We start from the raw sequence: 14153 nt of genomic DNA on the forward strand, positions 1-14153 counted from the left end.
GGGACCCGCAGCTGGCGGGTCCCTTTTCAGCTTGAATCTGCGTCCTGCGGCAATCTCCCGAATGCCGCAGGTCAGCCCGGCATGCGGGCGAGCTTCGTGCGGAGCATCGGCGCGTAGTAGGCTTTGAGCGACTCGAACTCAGGCATGATGCGCGACAAATGCTGGACGGTGCCCATGCCGGCATGGCGGCGGTACAGCGTGAGCGGCTCGTTCAAGTAATGCATGCCGACGTCGTTCAGCGCGATCCGCGCCCACAGGTCGTAGTCATGCGCGTAAGGCAGGCCGGGATTGAACCATCCGACATTCTGGATGAGGTCCCGCAGCATCATGACCGTGCAGCCGTTGACCGGACAGAAGTCGAGCATGGAGGCGATGAACGCTTTTTCCGTCGGGAATTTCACCATGCTCCACATCTGCGTGATCTGTCCGGTCTCGTTGATCGTGTGGAAGTCCGTGAAGCTGAACTGGGCGTTCTTCTCCAGCATGTAGGACACCTGGTTCAGCACTTTGTCGCGGGTGAACAGGTCGTCGGAGCTGAGCCAGGCGACGTATCGTCCGCTCGCGCATTGCATCCCGTAGTTGAGCGCGCTGGCTGTCCCGCCGTTCGCCTTGCTCAAGTAGACGATGCGATGGCGGTACGGATCGAGCAGATGCTGGTTCGTGGTCGAGCCGTCGTCGACGACGATGAGCTCGATCGAGGGATAGGACTGGTCGAGCACGCTCTGGATCGCTTGCGGAATGTACGGGCAGTTGTAAAACGGTATGACGACCGTGACCAACGGCAGCATAGCGGGCATCACCTCTTTGGATAAGCTGTCACCTCTATCCTATGAGCCTCGCGGCGCAAGCGATAGGGACAGATGACGAGCGCGAGCCGCCCAAGTTGCGGCCGCCGCCGCATATCAAAATCGGGAATAAACTTGCGGGCCGCTGTTATTCCGCTTTCATTGAATCCGGTTACAATCAGAAGAGACAAGTAGAAGAAGGAGTGGACCCTTATGCGCATCGATGCTCATCAGCATTATTGGACGATGTCCCGCACGGATTACGGCTGGATCACGCCTGACTTGCCGGTGCTGTACCGGGATTATTTGCCGGAGGATCTGGAGCCCTGCCTGCAGCGGCACGGATTGGACGGGACGATCGTCGTGCAGGCGGCTCCGACGGCGGAGGAAACGGAGTACCTGCTCTCCCTCGCCGACCGCTCGGAGTCCATCCTGGGCGTCGTCGGGTGGCTGGACCTGTTCGATCCCTCGCATCGGGCGCGGTACGAGGCTTATCGCAGTCATCCGAAATTCGTCGGCTTCCGGATTATGATCCAGGAGATGCCGGACGCGGCGCGCGTGCTCGAGCCTTCGTTCGTGCAAGCGCTGCGGGAGCTCGCGCGGGAGGACGTGCCCGTCGACCTGCTCGTAAAATCGACTCAGCTGGACGCCCTCAATGCGCTCCTCGACGCCGTCCCCGGACTGCGGGGGGTTGTCGACCATATCGGCAAGCCGCGCATCGCGGAGCAGGCGTTCGAGCCATGGGCCGCGCAGCTCGCGCGTGCGGCGGAGCATCCCGCGATTTATTGCAAGCTGTCCGGCATGGTGACGGAGGCCGATCATCAGGCGTGGACCCCGGAGCATTTCCGCGGCTATGTCGAGCATGTGCTGAGCGTATTCGGTCCCGAACGGGTCCTGTTCGGATCGGATTGGCCGGTATGCCTGCTCGCGGCGAGCTACGATCAGGTCGTGGACGTTCTGGAAAGCTCTCTCCCGGCGCATTGGGGAGCGGAGGAGAGGGCGCGGCTGTTCGGAGGCAACGCAAGGGAATTCTACAAGCTGTGAGCGCCCGCCGCCTTCTGGCCGGGCCCGCCGCTCCGGCCGTTCCGCTCCGCAGGCGACCGTATGTTCGGGGTCGGATATTGTCATTTTTGTGTTCGGTTGCACCTAGTTCCAATTGTTGTCCAAGGCTAGAATAGGGTGGAAAAGCAATGAATCCTATCAATTGCCTGGAGGGATATGGCATGAAGCAAGCAGCGGCCGCCGGAACGAAAGAGCGCGTGCGCATCAAGGACGGATTTTGGGATGCCTATGCGGCGCTCGTCCGGGACACCGTCATTCCGTATCAATGGGAAGCGCTTAACGACCGCATCGCCGATGCCGAGCCGAGCTATGCGATCCGGAACTTCCGCATCGCGGCCGGCCAGGAGCAAGGGGAATTCGGCGGCATGGTGTTCCAGGACAGCGACCTCGCCAAATGGCTGGAGGCGGTAGGCTACGCGCTCGGCACGCATCCGGACCCCGAGCTGGAGCGGATCGCGGACGAGGCGATCGAGCTGGTCGCGGCGGCCCAGCAGGAGGACGGCTACCTGAACACGTATTTCACGATCAAGGAGCCGGGCAAGCGATGGACGAACCTGTACGAGGCGCATGAGCTCTATTGCGCCGGCCATATGATCGAAGCGGCCGTCGCTTATTACGAGGGCACCGGCAAGCGCCGGCTGCTCGACGTCGTCTCCCGCTTCGCCGACCATATCGACTCGGTGTTCGGCCGGGAGGAGGGCCAGCTGCGCGGCTACGACGGGCATCAGGAGATCGAGCTGGCGCTCGTCAAGCTGTACGGCGCGACGGGCGAGCGGCGCTACCTCGACCTCGCCAAGTTCTTCATCGACGAGCGCGGAGCGGAGCCGAACTTCCTCGTGGAGGAATGCGGGCGCAGGGACGGCGTCAGCCACTGGACGGGCAGGCAGCAGCCGATTCCGAGCGTGCGCCAGATGGCCTACAACCAGGCGCACAAGCCGGTCCGCGAGCAGGACGTCGCGGTCGGCCATGCCGTGCGCGCGGTGTACATGTACACGGCGATGGCCGATCTGGCCGGGCTGACCGGAGACGCCGAGCTGCTCGAATCCTGCCGCCGCCTGTGGGCCAACATGACCGGCAAGCAGATGTACATCACCGGCGGCATCGGCTCGACGCATCATGGCGAAGCCTTTTCGTTCGACTACGATCTGCCGAACGACACCGTCTACGCCGAGACATGCGCGTCGATCGGGCTCATCTTCTTTGCCCGCCGCATGCTGCAGCTGGAGCCGAAGAGCGAGTACGCCGACGTGCTGGAGCGCGCGCTGTACAACAACGTGATCGGCAGCATGTCCCAGGACGGCAAGCATTATTTCTACGTCAATCCGCTGGAGGTATGGCCCAAGGCGTCCGAGGGCAGCCCCGACCGCAGGCATGTGAAGGCCGTCCGCCAAAAATGGTTCGGCTGCTCCTGCTGCCCGCCCAATGTCGCCCGCCTGCTCTGCTCGCTGCATGATTATGTGTACACGGCGTCCGCCGAGGACGACGTTGTCTACGCGCATCTGTTCATCGGCAGCGAGGCGCGGTTCGAGCTGAAAAGCGGCACGGCCGCGTTCGTCCAGACGTCGCTCCTGCCCTGGCAGGGCGGCACGAGGTTCGAGTGGACCGAAGCGCCGGAGACGGCGGTCTCGCTGGCGCTGCGCGTCCCGTCCTGGTGCGCCGGGCAGGCGCTGCTGAAAATCAACGGCGCCGAATCGGCGTATCGGACCGTCGACGGCTATGCGGTCTTGACCCGCGTCTGGGCGGCCGGAGATGTGGTGGAATGGGAGCCGAGGCTGGAGGCGCGGCTGATCGCCGCCAATCCGGAGATCCGCGCCGACGCGGGCAAGGCGGCGATCGAGCGCGGGCCGCTCGTCTATTGCCTGGAGGAGGTCGACAACGGCGCTCCGATCGCGTCCCTCTCGATCGATCCCGACACCGAGCTGATCCCGACCTTCGACGCCGCGCTGCCGGGCGGCGCGGTCTCCCTCGAGGCGGCCGGCCGCCGCGCGGACCTGGCGGGATGGGATCCGGACCAGCCGTATCGTCCGCTCGGCCAGGCGCCGGAGCCGGTGGCGGCCGAGCTGAGGGCGGTCCCGTACTTCCTGTGGGGCAACCGGGAGCCGGGCGAGATGGCCGTCTGGATCCGGCTCAGCCGGGTGTGAGGCGGATTGCCGCCGGCCGGAACCGAAAATCAGGGTAACCAGAGGGCGCAGCCGCATCGGCTGCGCCCTCTTTGCGTTCCGGCGGCCAGAGCAGGGGCGTTTTTGCAAGCCCGCCTCGGCATCGTCCGCTTCCTTCGAAGGCCTCGGCCCAGCCTCGTTTTACGTCAGCATGCTTGTCCGTTAGAATAGACGAATAAAAAACGCAAGCATCGTAGAAAGGGGGCGTCGGCTTGAGCGAACTGACCTGCAACGTATTGATCGTGGATGACGAGCTGCTGGCCCGCCAGGGCATCAAGCATCTGCTCGACTGGGAGAGCGAGGGCTTCCGCATCGTCGGCGAGGCCGCCAACGGCAAGGAGGCGCTGGAGCTGATCGAACGGCTCTCCCCGCATATCCTGATCACCGATATCGTCATGCCCGTCATGGACGGAGAGGAGCTCGCGCGGGAAGTGCGCATCCGCCATCCGGAAATCCGCATGATCGTGCTCAGCAGCTTCAGCGAGTTCGACTACGTGCGCTCCACGTTCCAGAGCGGCGTCGAGGATTATATCCTCAAGCCGAAGCTCGATGCCGGCAAGCTGCTCGCGACGCTGAAAAAAATGGCCGCCGGCATCCCCGAGCTGAGCGGCATCCGGCTCGGCGGAGCCAAGCAGCAGTCGCTGCGCGCCTTGCTCGACAAGGCGGCCGCCGGCTTTCCGCTCGGCGACAGCATGGACGGAGCGAGGCTGCTGCAGGAGCAGCTGCCCCATCGCTCCTATGCGGTGTTCGGCGCCAGGCTCGATGGCGACAGTCCCGCCGCCGGCACGGCCGCGTGGAAGGAGCGGCTCGAAGCCCATCTCGCCGAGCTGCCCGCAGCGGGCCGGTTCGCGCCTGCGGCGGAGCTGGCGGAGGGGCGGGACCTCGTGAGGGCGCTGATCAATTTCGACGCGGCGGACCTGCCCCTGCTGGAGGCTTGGCTGGAGCGGCTCGAAGCGTCGGCGGCCGAAGGAAGCTGGCCTGTCCTCGGGGCGCTCGGCCCGGCGTTCGGCTCGCTCGGCGGGCTGCACGCGGCGATCGAGCAGCTGCCGGCGCTGATGGAGCGCCGCTTCTTCCGGCCGGAGCGGCGCTTCTTCGCGCCGCCGGCGCAGGCTGCCGCCGCGAGCGGCGGCTCGGCCTTCGACGCCGCCGCCTTCGAGGCGGAGCTCGGCGGCCAGCAGTTCGAGGCGGCGTTCGCCCGGCTGCGGCAGTTCGCCTCGTCGATGGAAGGCTGCGAGGGCATGCGCGTCCAGGAGCTCAAGTCGTTCCTCGGCCATCATCTGTTCCATGTGATCGTGGCGCTGCTCCGCCATCAGTATCCGGCCGCGTCTCTCGACGAGCGCAAGTACGAGTATTTCCGCGAGATCCATGAAGCCCGATCCGTGCAGGAAGCGGAGCGGACGCTGCTGCGCTTCCTGGACGAGGCCGAGGGCTGCGTCGCCGCGCGCCAGCGTCCCGGAGGCAGCCAGGCGATGCAGAAGCTGCTCGCCTACATCCACGAGCATTATGCCGAGCCGCTCCATCTGGCGGACGTCGCCCAGCATTTCCATTTCAACCCGTCGTATCTGTCCAACTACTTCGCCAGCCGCAATAAAGAGGGCTTCAGCGAGTACGTCAACCGCGTGCGCATCGAGCAGGCATGCCGGCTGCTGGCGGACACTGACGACGCGATCGCGGACATCGCCACCCGCGTCGGCTACGCCGATAACAGCTACTTCACCAAGGTGTTCCGAAAATACATGGACCAGTCTCCGAGCCAGTACCGCCGATCGGCGCAGGAAGGGAAGGACCTCCGATGAAGGAAGCGGGCGGCCGCCTGTCTCGGCTCGGCCTTTTCGGCAAGATGTTCATCATCATGGTCATCAGCACGATCGCCGTCGGAGGCATGACCTCCTGGGTGACGGTGCATGTGTCGCAGCAGCTGTTCCTCGACACGTTCAGCCTGACCAACGCCAAGGTCGTCAGCCAGATCAAGCGCAATTTCGAGTCGTTCCATTATTCGATCCTGACCGCTTCGAACGAGGCGATGCAAAACAGCACGATCCGCAGCTTCCTGACGGAGGAGGAAGGGAATTCGCTGAGCGAGAACAAGGCCTACTACGCCATGGTGGCGCAGATGACGCGGATCGCCGCCGGCCTCGACCAGAACGAGGTCGGCACGATCATCCTCGGCGACGGCGAGCGGAGCTACTTCAGCGACCGCTCCTACTGGACGAAGTCGGCCGCCGCGCTGAAGCGCCAGGAGCTGGCGGCCGAGCAGCCGCAAAACGCCAGCCGGCTGACGTACCGGCTGCTGCTGGAGCAGGACGGGACGGCGGGCGAGCCGATCCTGACCGCCTCCCGCAAGCTCATCTCGCGGACGACCGGACTGCCGTACGGGACGATGCTCTTCATGCTGCCGGAGCGCGACTTCAGCCGCTTCTACAGCACGTTCACCAGCACCGGCAACGACGTGCTCGTGCTCGACCGCGACGGCATGATCGTGTCGAGCAACTTGACCGGCCGCATCGGCAGCCGCGACGCGGCCCTGCTCGCCGGAGCGGAGAGGATCCGCGCGGAGGGGCTGGACTCGATCTCGATCGGGAGCGGAGAGGGCAGCCAGCTGATGGTGTCGCAGCATCTGCCCGAGTACGATTTCTACATCGTCAACCTCGTCGACAAAAAGCTCGTCCGCGACATGCTGCCGGTGACGCAGATCGTGCTCATCGGAGCGGCCATCGTGTCGGCGGCGCTGCTCATCCTGCTGCTCATCTCGCGCCGGCTCACCCGCTCGCTGCGGCTGCTCGTGCGGCAGATGTCGAGCGTGACCAAGCGCAACTTCCACAACTACATGCCCGTCAGCGGCAGCTACGAGACGCGCCAGCTCGGGACGGCGTTCAACTACATGCTCGACGAGCTGAACGCCTACATCATGCAGCTCGTGCAGACCCAGCGCGAGCAGCGCAATGCCGAACTGGCCGCCCTGCAGCGGCAGATCAATCCGCATTTCCTGTACAACACGCTCGCCTCCGTCAACTTCCTCGTCCAGCGCGAGGATAAGCAGAAGGCGACCGAGACGATCCATGCGCTCATCTCGCTGCTGCAGAACTCCATCGGCAACGTGGAGGAGACGATCCCGGTGGAGCAGGAGGTGCAGAACCTGAAGGATTACGCCTTCATCAACGGAATCCGCTACGGCAGCGGCATCGCGGTCGACTACTTCATCTCGCCGGACTGCCTCCAGGCCGAGGTGCCGAAGCTGATCCTGCAGCCGTTCATGGAGAACGCGTTTTTCCATGCGTTCAAGGAAAGGGAGAGCGGCTACATCTACGTCATCGTCGCCCGCGAAGGCGAATCGCTGCTGTGCGAGATCGTCGACAACGGCGACGGCATGGACCTGCAGGACGGCCAGGACAGCCTGCCCGACTCGCAGAGCAACCGCCAGCTGTTCAGCGGCATCGGCATCCGCAACGTCCATGCCCGCATCCTGCTGCTCTACGGCAAGGACTACGGCGTGACGATCCGCAGCAAGCCGGGCGAGGGCACGAGGGTGCAGGTCCGGCTGCCGTTCGCGGAAAAATCCGAAGGCTGACCGGCCTCGCAAGCTAAACATAATCCAAAAAGCTTTAAAAAAGACAACGCCTCCTCCCCCTTCCCCGAAAGATTGGCATTGAAAGGACCAAACGGGGCAAAGATATTCCTACCGGAGGAACGCCCGCGTTTGATACCATTTTTGGTGAAGGCAAGCGCTTTCCGAAAGCATGCGAAGGGGGACCTTTTACGATGAAGAAACAGATGGCATTCGCTGCGCTCGCCGGCGTCATGGCGCTCACGGCTTGCTCCAGCGGCAACAACGACGGTCAGGAGGGCCAAAGCTCGGGCGGCGGCAAAGTCACGGTATGGGCATGGGATCCGAACTTCAACATCGCGGCGATGAAGCTGGCGAAGGAAGCCTATGCGGCCGAAAATCCGGACGTGAACGTCGACATCATCGAGTACGCCCAGGCCGACATCATCCAGAAGCTGAATACGGGCCTCAACTCCGGCACGACGAGCGGCCTGCCGAACGTCGTGCTGATCGAGGACTACCGGGCGCAAAGCTTCCTGCAGGCTTATCCCGACTCGTTCTACAAGATGTCCGACCTGATCAAGCCGGGTGATTTCGCCGACTACAAGCTCTCCTCGACGAGCCTGGACGGCGTGCAGTACGGCGTGCCGTTCGACTCCGGCGTGACCGGGCTCTATGTCCGCAAGGATCTGATGGAGCAAGCCGGCTATTCGGTCGATGACCTGCAGAACATCGATTGGGACCAGTTCATCGAGATCGGCAAGGCCGTGAAGGAAAAGACCGGCAAGGCGATGCTGACGCAGGATCCGAACGACCTCGGGCTCATCCGCATGATGATCCAGTCGGCGGGAGCCTGGTACACGGCTGAGGACGGCACGACGCCGGACCTGAAGGACAACGCGGCGCTGAAGGACGCGTTCGCGACCTACAAGAAGCTGATGGAGTCCGACACCGTCAAGATGATTTCCGACTGGAGCCAGTTCCTGGCCGGATTCAACACCGGCGACGTCGCGACCGTGCCGACCGGCAACTGGATCACGCCGTCGGTCAAGGCCGAGGCTTCCCAGTCCGGACAATGGGCCGTCGTTCCGATGCCGAAGCTGAAAAATACCGCTTCCTCGGTCAACGCCTCCAACCTGGGCGGCAGCTCCTGGTACGTGCTCAACGTCGACGGCAAGGAGCAGGCGGCCGAGTTCCTCGCCAAGACGCTCGGCTCCGACGCGGAGCTGTATCAGAAGCTCGTGACGGATATCGGCGTCATCGGCACGCTGAAGGCGGCTACCGAAGGCGACGCCTACAACCAGGAAGATGCGTATTTCGGCGGCCAGAAGATCGTCAGCGACTTCGCGGCCTGGACGCAGAAGATTCCGCAAGTCAACTACGGCATGCATACGTATGCGATCGAGGACATCCTCGTAAGCGCGATGCAGAGCTATCTGGGCGGCGCGGACCTCGACAAGGTGCTGAGCGACGCGCAGTCCCAGGCGGAGTCCCAGCTGGGCTAACCGAATCCGTCCGTCAGCAGGCCGTCCGCGAGGACGGCTTGCTTCGTCACGGTCCATTTTTCCCGAGAAAGGAGCCCTAAGGATGAAACAAACGGCCATCGTCCGCAATCGTCTTCAGCCCCGCTGGACGGGATGGATGTTCATCTCCGTCGCGGTGCTGATGATCCTCCTCTTTTATTTCTACCCGATGCTCCAGGCGCTGCTGCTGTCGTTCAAGTCCGGCACCGGGGCCAGGATCGACTGGACCGGGCTCGACAACTACAAGCGGCTGACGAGCGATCCGGTGTTTTGGACGGCGCTTAAAAATACATTTCTGTACCTGATCGTGCAGGTTCCGGTCATGATCCTGCTGGCGATGTTCATCTCCGTGCTGCTGAACGACAGCAAGCTGCGCTTCAAGGGCTTTTTCCGCACGGCGATCTTCCTGCCCGCAATCACCTCGCTCGTCGCCTACTCGGTCGTGTTCAAGTACCTGTTCGGCGCGGAAGGGCTCGTCAACCAGGCGCTGCTGAAGCTGCATCTGATCGACGCGCCGCTGCAGTGGATCACCGATCCCGTGCTGGCCAAAATTACGATCATCATCGCCATCACCTGGCGCTGGACCGGCTACAACATGATCTTCTACCTGTCCGCGCTGCAGAACATCGACGCCTCCATCTACGAGGCGGCGCGCATCGACGGCGCTTCTCCGGTGCGGCAGTTCTTCTCCATCACGACGCCGATGCTGAAGCCGATCATCCTGTTCACCTCGATCACGTCGACGATCGGCACGCTGCAGCTGTTCGACGAGATCATGAACATCACCAAGGGCGGACCGGGCAACGCCACGATGACGATCTCCCAGTACATCTACAACCTGAGCTTCAAGTACACCCCGGACTTCGGCTATGCGGCTACCGTCTCCTACACGATCGTCATTCTGATCGTGCTGCTGTCCATCCTCCAGTTCAAAGCGGCAGGTGATAAACGATGAAATCGCTCAAACGAACGCCGATTTATTTGTTCCTGACTCTCGCGGCCGGCGTCTCGATCTTCCCGTTCCTCTGGATCCTCTCCAGCGCGACGAACAAGTCGATCGACGTCTCCAGCGGCCGGCTGCTGCCCGGCTCGAACCTGCTGAACAACTTCCGCAACCTGACGGAGCAGGTCGAGCTCGGGCAGGCGATGTGGAATTCCGCCAAGATTTCCGTCACGACGACGCTGCTGGCGCTGCTCATCGCCTCGCTCGCCGGATACGGCTTCGAGATCTACCGCAGCAAGGCGAAGGACATCGTCTTCAACATCCTGCTGCTCTCGATGATGATTCCGTTCGCCGCGATCATGGTGCCGCTGTTCCAGATGTTCGCGGGCATCTCCGGCTTCGCGCCCGCCATCGGCATCAATACGATCGCCTCGGTCATTTTGCCGACGTTCACGACCGCCTTTCTGATCTTTTATTTCCGCCAGAGCTCCAAGATGTTCCCGAAGGACATGCTCGAGGCGGGGCGGATGGACGGACTGAGCGAATGGGGCTTGTTTTTTCGGATCTATGTGCCTACGATGAAAACAAGCTACGCCGCAGGCGCCATCATCACGTTCATGTCGAGCTGGAACAACTATTTGTGGCCGCTCGTCGTGCTGCAGACGCCTGACAAGCGCACGATTCCGCTGCTGATCTCGAATCTGGGCTCCAGCTATTCGCCGGATTACGGCATCATCATGACGGCGATCGTCGTTTCCACCTTGCCGACCGCGCTGGTGTTTTTCTTGATGCAAAAGCATTTCGTCGCCGGAATGGTCGGTTCCGTCAAGTAAACCGAAGAGGAGAATCCGCTACATGTCTGATCGTCAAGCATCGCTGGATTGGCTGGCCGATCCGGCCGTATTCAAGGTGAATCGGCTGGATGCCCATTCGGACCACCGCTATTACGCCACGGTGGAGGAGGCGGAGGCAGGGGCGCCGATGAAGATGCGCCATAGCCTGAATGGAAGCTGGAGCTTCCATTACGCGGCTAATCCGGCTTCTCGTCCGGCGGATTTCCACGCCGAGGGCTTCAGCACGGCCGGCTGGGGGGACATCCAGGTGCCGGGCCATATCCAGCTCCAAGGCTGGGGTCAGCCGCAATACGTAAACACGATGTATCCGTGGGACGGCCTGGAGGCGATCCGCCCTCCGCAGCTGCCGGAGCACAATCCCGTCGGGAGCTATGTCAAGGAGTTCGAGCTGCCGGCCGATTGGGCCGGCCGCCCGACGTTCATTTCCTTCCAGGGAGTCGAGTCGGCCTTCTACGTCTGGCTGAACGGCGAGTTCGTCGGTTATGCCGAGGACAGCTTCACGCCGTCGGAATTCGACCTGACGCCGCATATCCGCGGCGGAGCGAACCGCCTCGCGGTAGCGGTATACCAGCGGAGCACGGGCAGCTGGCTGGAGGACCAGGATTTCTGGCGGTTCTCGGGCATCTTCCGCGACGTCTACCTTTATACGACGCCGGACATCCATGCGGTCGACCTCGAGGTGCGCGCCGATCTGGACGATACGTACCGCCTCGGCACGCTGCATGCCTCGATCCGGCTGGCCGACGCCGCCCCTGCCGGCAGCTACGCGCTGCTGCGGCTGCGCGACCCGCAGGGAGCCGTCGTCGCCGAGAGCGGACAGGTCGCGCTGGACGCAGCAGGCCGCATCGCCGCCGTGCTTGAAGCGGGCGAGGTGCAGCCGTGGAGCGCCGAGCTGCCGCGGCTGTACTCGCTGCTCGTCACGATCCATCGTCCCGGCGGCGAGCTGGTCGAGGCGATCGTGCAGAAGGCCGGCTTCCGTCGCTTCGAGCTGAAGGACAAGCTGATGCTCGTGAACGGCAAGCGCATCGTCTTCAAGGGCGTCAACCGCCACGAGTTCAACAGCCGGAGCGGGCGGGCGATCGGCAAGGAAGACATGCTGCGCGACATCCGCATCCTCAAGCAGAACAACCTGAACGCCGTGCGCACGTCCCATTATCCGAACCAGACGCTCTGGTACGAGCTCTGCGACGAATACGGCATCTACGTCATCGACGAGATGAACCTGGAGTCGCACGGCTCCTGGCAGAAGATGGGCGCGGTCGAGCCGTCCTGGAACGTGCCGGGCGACCTGCCGCAGTGGCAGGACATCGTCCTCGACCGGGCGGCCAGCATGCTGGAGCGGGACAAGAACCACCCGTCCATCGTCATCTGGTCCTGCGGCAACGAGTCGTACGCGGGCGAAGTCATCCTGAACGTCTCGAACTATTTCCGCGAGCGCGATCCGAGCCGCCTCGTCCATTACGAGGGCGTGTTCCACAACCGCGCGTTCAACGATACGAGCGACATGGAGAGCCGCATGTACGCCAAGCCGGCCGACATCGAAGCCTATCTGAACGACGATCCGCAAAAGCCGTACATCAGCTGCGAGTACATGCACGCGATGGGCAACTCCGTCGGCGGCATGCACAAGTATACGGAGCTGGAGGACAAGTATCCGCTCTATCAGGGCGGCTTCATCTGGGACTACATGGACCAGGCGCTCATCCGCAAGGATCGTTACGGCAAAGAATATCTCGCCTACGGCGGCGACTTCGGCGACCGTCCGACGGACTACAGCTTCTGCGGCAACGGCATCGTGCATGCCGACGGCACCGTCTCGCCCAAGATGCAGGAGGTCAAGTTCCTTTACCAGAACTACCGCCTGACGCCGTCGCTCGATTCGATCTCGGTGCGCAGCGGCTCGCTGTTCGCCGGCACCGGGCATCTGGAGCTGGCTTGCCGGCTGCTGCGCGACGGAGCCTTGGTCCATGAAGCGATCGTTCCACTCGAGGTGGGTCCGGGCGAAGAGGCCGAGGTGCCGAGCGGCCTGCCGCAAGGCATCGCCGAGGCGCCGGGCGAATACGTCATCGAAGCGTCGCTGCGCCTGCGGGACGATCAGCTCTGGGCCGCAGCCGGCCATGAGGTGGCGTTCGGCCAGTCGGTGGTGCGCGTCGAGCGCGAGGCTGCCGAGCCGCTGCCGGCCGGGGAGATCGACGTCGTCGAAGGCGACGTGAACATCGGCGTTTTCGGAAGAGGCTGGCAGGCGCTGTTCTCCAAGCAGGCGCATAGCCTCGTCTCGCTCCGCTATGGAGGCCGCGAGGTGATCGAGTCGCCGCCGATGCCGCTGTTCTGGCGGGCGACGACGGACAACGACAAGGGCACGGCGCTGGCCTACACGCACGGAGCGTGGCTGGCCGCGAGCGTCGCCCGCCGCTGCACGGGCTGGGAGCTGACGCAGGAGGCCGGTACGGTCACGGTCGCCTACCGCTATGAGTTCAGCACGGCCCCGGGCGCCTGGCTGACCGTCGCCTACACGGTCCGCGCCGACGGCAGCATCCGCGTGCGGACGGAGTACAAGGGAGCGCAAGGACTGGCGGATCTGCCGATTTTGGCGCTGACGTTCAAGACGTCGGCCGACTACGGCCAGACGAAGTGGTATGCGCTCGGTCCGGAGGAGAACTATTCCGACCGCTGCCATGGCGCGCGGCTCGGCACGTTCAGCCGAGCGGTGGCGGAGCTGCCGTCCCGCTACCTCGTGCCGCAGGAGTCGGGCAACCGCACCGGCGTGCGCCGGCTGGACGTTCTGGATGCCCAAGGGAAAGGCTTTGCGGTCGCAGCCGTTTCCGAGCCGCTGGAATGCAATGTCTCCCCGCACAGCGCGATGGAGCTGGAGAACGCCGCCCATGTCTGGGAGCTGCCTGCGGTCCATTACACGAACGTGACGGTCGCGGCCAAGCAGCTTGGCGTCGGCGGCGACGACAGCTGGGGCGCGCCGGTCCATCCGGAGTTCCGCATTCCTTCCGACCGGGATTATGCCTTTGAATTCATCCTTGAACCGAGCCGGAAGTAATCTGGCGGCGATTGTGGCAGCCCTCCATTTATGGAGGGCTGTTTTTTGCGAGCTTTTGGGAGGAGGGCTGGAGCCGCTGTGAGGTGGCTGGAGCCGCTCCAGGGACGGACCCTCTTTCCGATTCCGCTGAAGCCCAGATTCCTCTGATCTCCCTTTCCGTTAGCGGAAGGAATCCGGCCTTCAAGGGAACCGCTCCGCTTCTCCAAGAAGGTCCATCCCTTTCGCTCCGCCATC

General features: G+C 63.5%; 9 protein-coding genes. 8 read left to right on the plus strand and 1 reads right to left on the minus strand.

All coding sequences use genetic code 11. The annotated features are described in order from the left end of the window. Positions 1-71 precede the first annotated feature (71 nt). Positions 72-788, minus strand: coding sequence for a glycosyltransferase (locus GE073_RS08335; RefSeq protein ID WP_101808874.1), 717 nt, complete (start codon positions 786-788; stop codon positions 72-74). Between the two features lie 210 nt (positions 789-998). Between GE073_RS08335 and GE073_RS08340 the strand changes: the two genes are divergently transcribed. The 8 genes from GE073_RS08340 (at position 999) to GE073_RS08375 (ending at position 13919) form a co-directional block, all read left to right on the plus strand. Then, complete coding sequence (locus GE073_RS08340; protein ID WP_101808875.1) at positions 999-1829, plus strand: amidohydrolase family protein; 831 nt, start codon at positions 999-1001, stop codon at positions 1827-1829. A 179-nt stretch (positions 1830-2008) separates the two neighbouring features. Continuing rightward, on the plus strand, positions 2009-3988 hold the full coding sequence (locus GE073_RS08345) for a glycoside hydrolase family 127 protein (RefSeq protein WP_153783233.1): 1980 nt from the start codon (positions 2009-2011) through the stop codon (positions 3986-3988). 230 nt (positions 3989-4218) lie between these two features. Further along, positions 4219-5802, plus strand: coding sequence for a response regulator transcription factor (locus GE073_RS08350; RefSeq protein WP_101808877.1), 1584 nt, complete (start codon positions 4219-4221; stop codon positions 5800-5802). Beyond that, positions 5799-7574, plus strand: coding sequence for a cache domain-containing sensor histidine kinase (locus tag GE073_RS08355; protein ID WP_101808878.1), 1776 nt, complete (start codon positions 5799-5801; stop codon positions 7572-7574). The genes GE073_RS08350 and GE073_RS08355 overlap by 4 nt, the downstream gene beginning before the upstream one ends. A gap of 191 nt (positions 7575-7765) precedes the next feature. Continuing rightward, entirely contained in the window at positions 7766-9055 is a 1290-nt protein-coding gene (locus GE073_RS08360; protein WP_101808879.1) for an ABC transporter substrate-binding protein, read from the plus strand. Between the two features lie 82 nt (positions 9056-9137). Further along, on the plus strand, positions 9138-10028 hold the full coding sequence (locus tag GE073_RS08365) for a carbohydrate ABC transporter permease (RefSeq protein WP_153783234.1): 891 nt from the start codon (positions 9138-9140) through the stop codon (positions 10026-10028). Further along, complete coding sequence (locus GE073_RS08370; RefSeq protein ID WP_153783235.1) at positions 10025-10849, plus strand: carbohydrate ABC transporter permease; 825 nt, start codon at positions 10025-10027, stop codon at positions 10847-10849. Before GE073_RS08365 ends, GE073_RS08370 begins: the two co-directional genes overlap by 4 nt. A 22-nt stretch (positions 10850-10871) precedes the next feature. Then, the gene (locus tag GE073_RS08375) at positions 10872-13919 is read left to right on the plus strand and encodes a beta-galactosidase, LacZ type (RefSeq protein WP_153783236.1); all 3048 of its coding nucleotides are present in this window, start codon (positions 10872-10874) and stop codon (positions 13917-13919) included. Positions 13920-14153 lie beyond the last annotated feature (234 nt).

This window comes from Paenibacillus sp. B01 (assembly GCF_009649995.1).
Lineage (GTDB): Bacteria > Bacillota > Bacilli > Paenibacillales > Paenibacillaceae > Paenibacillus_O > Paenibacillus_O pasadenensis.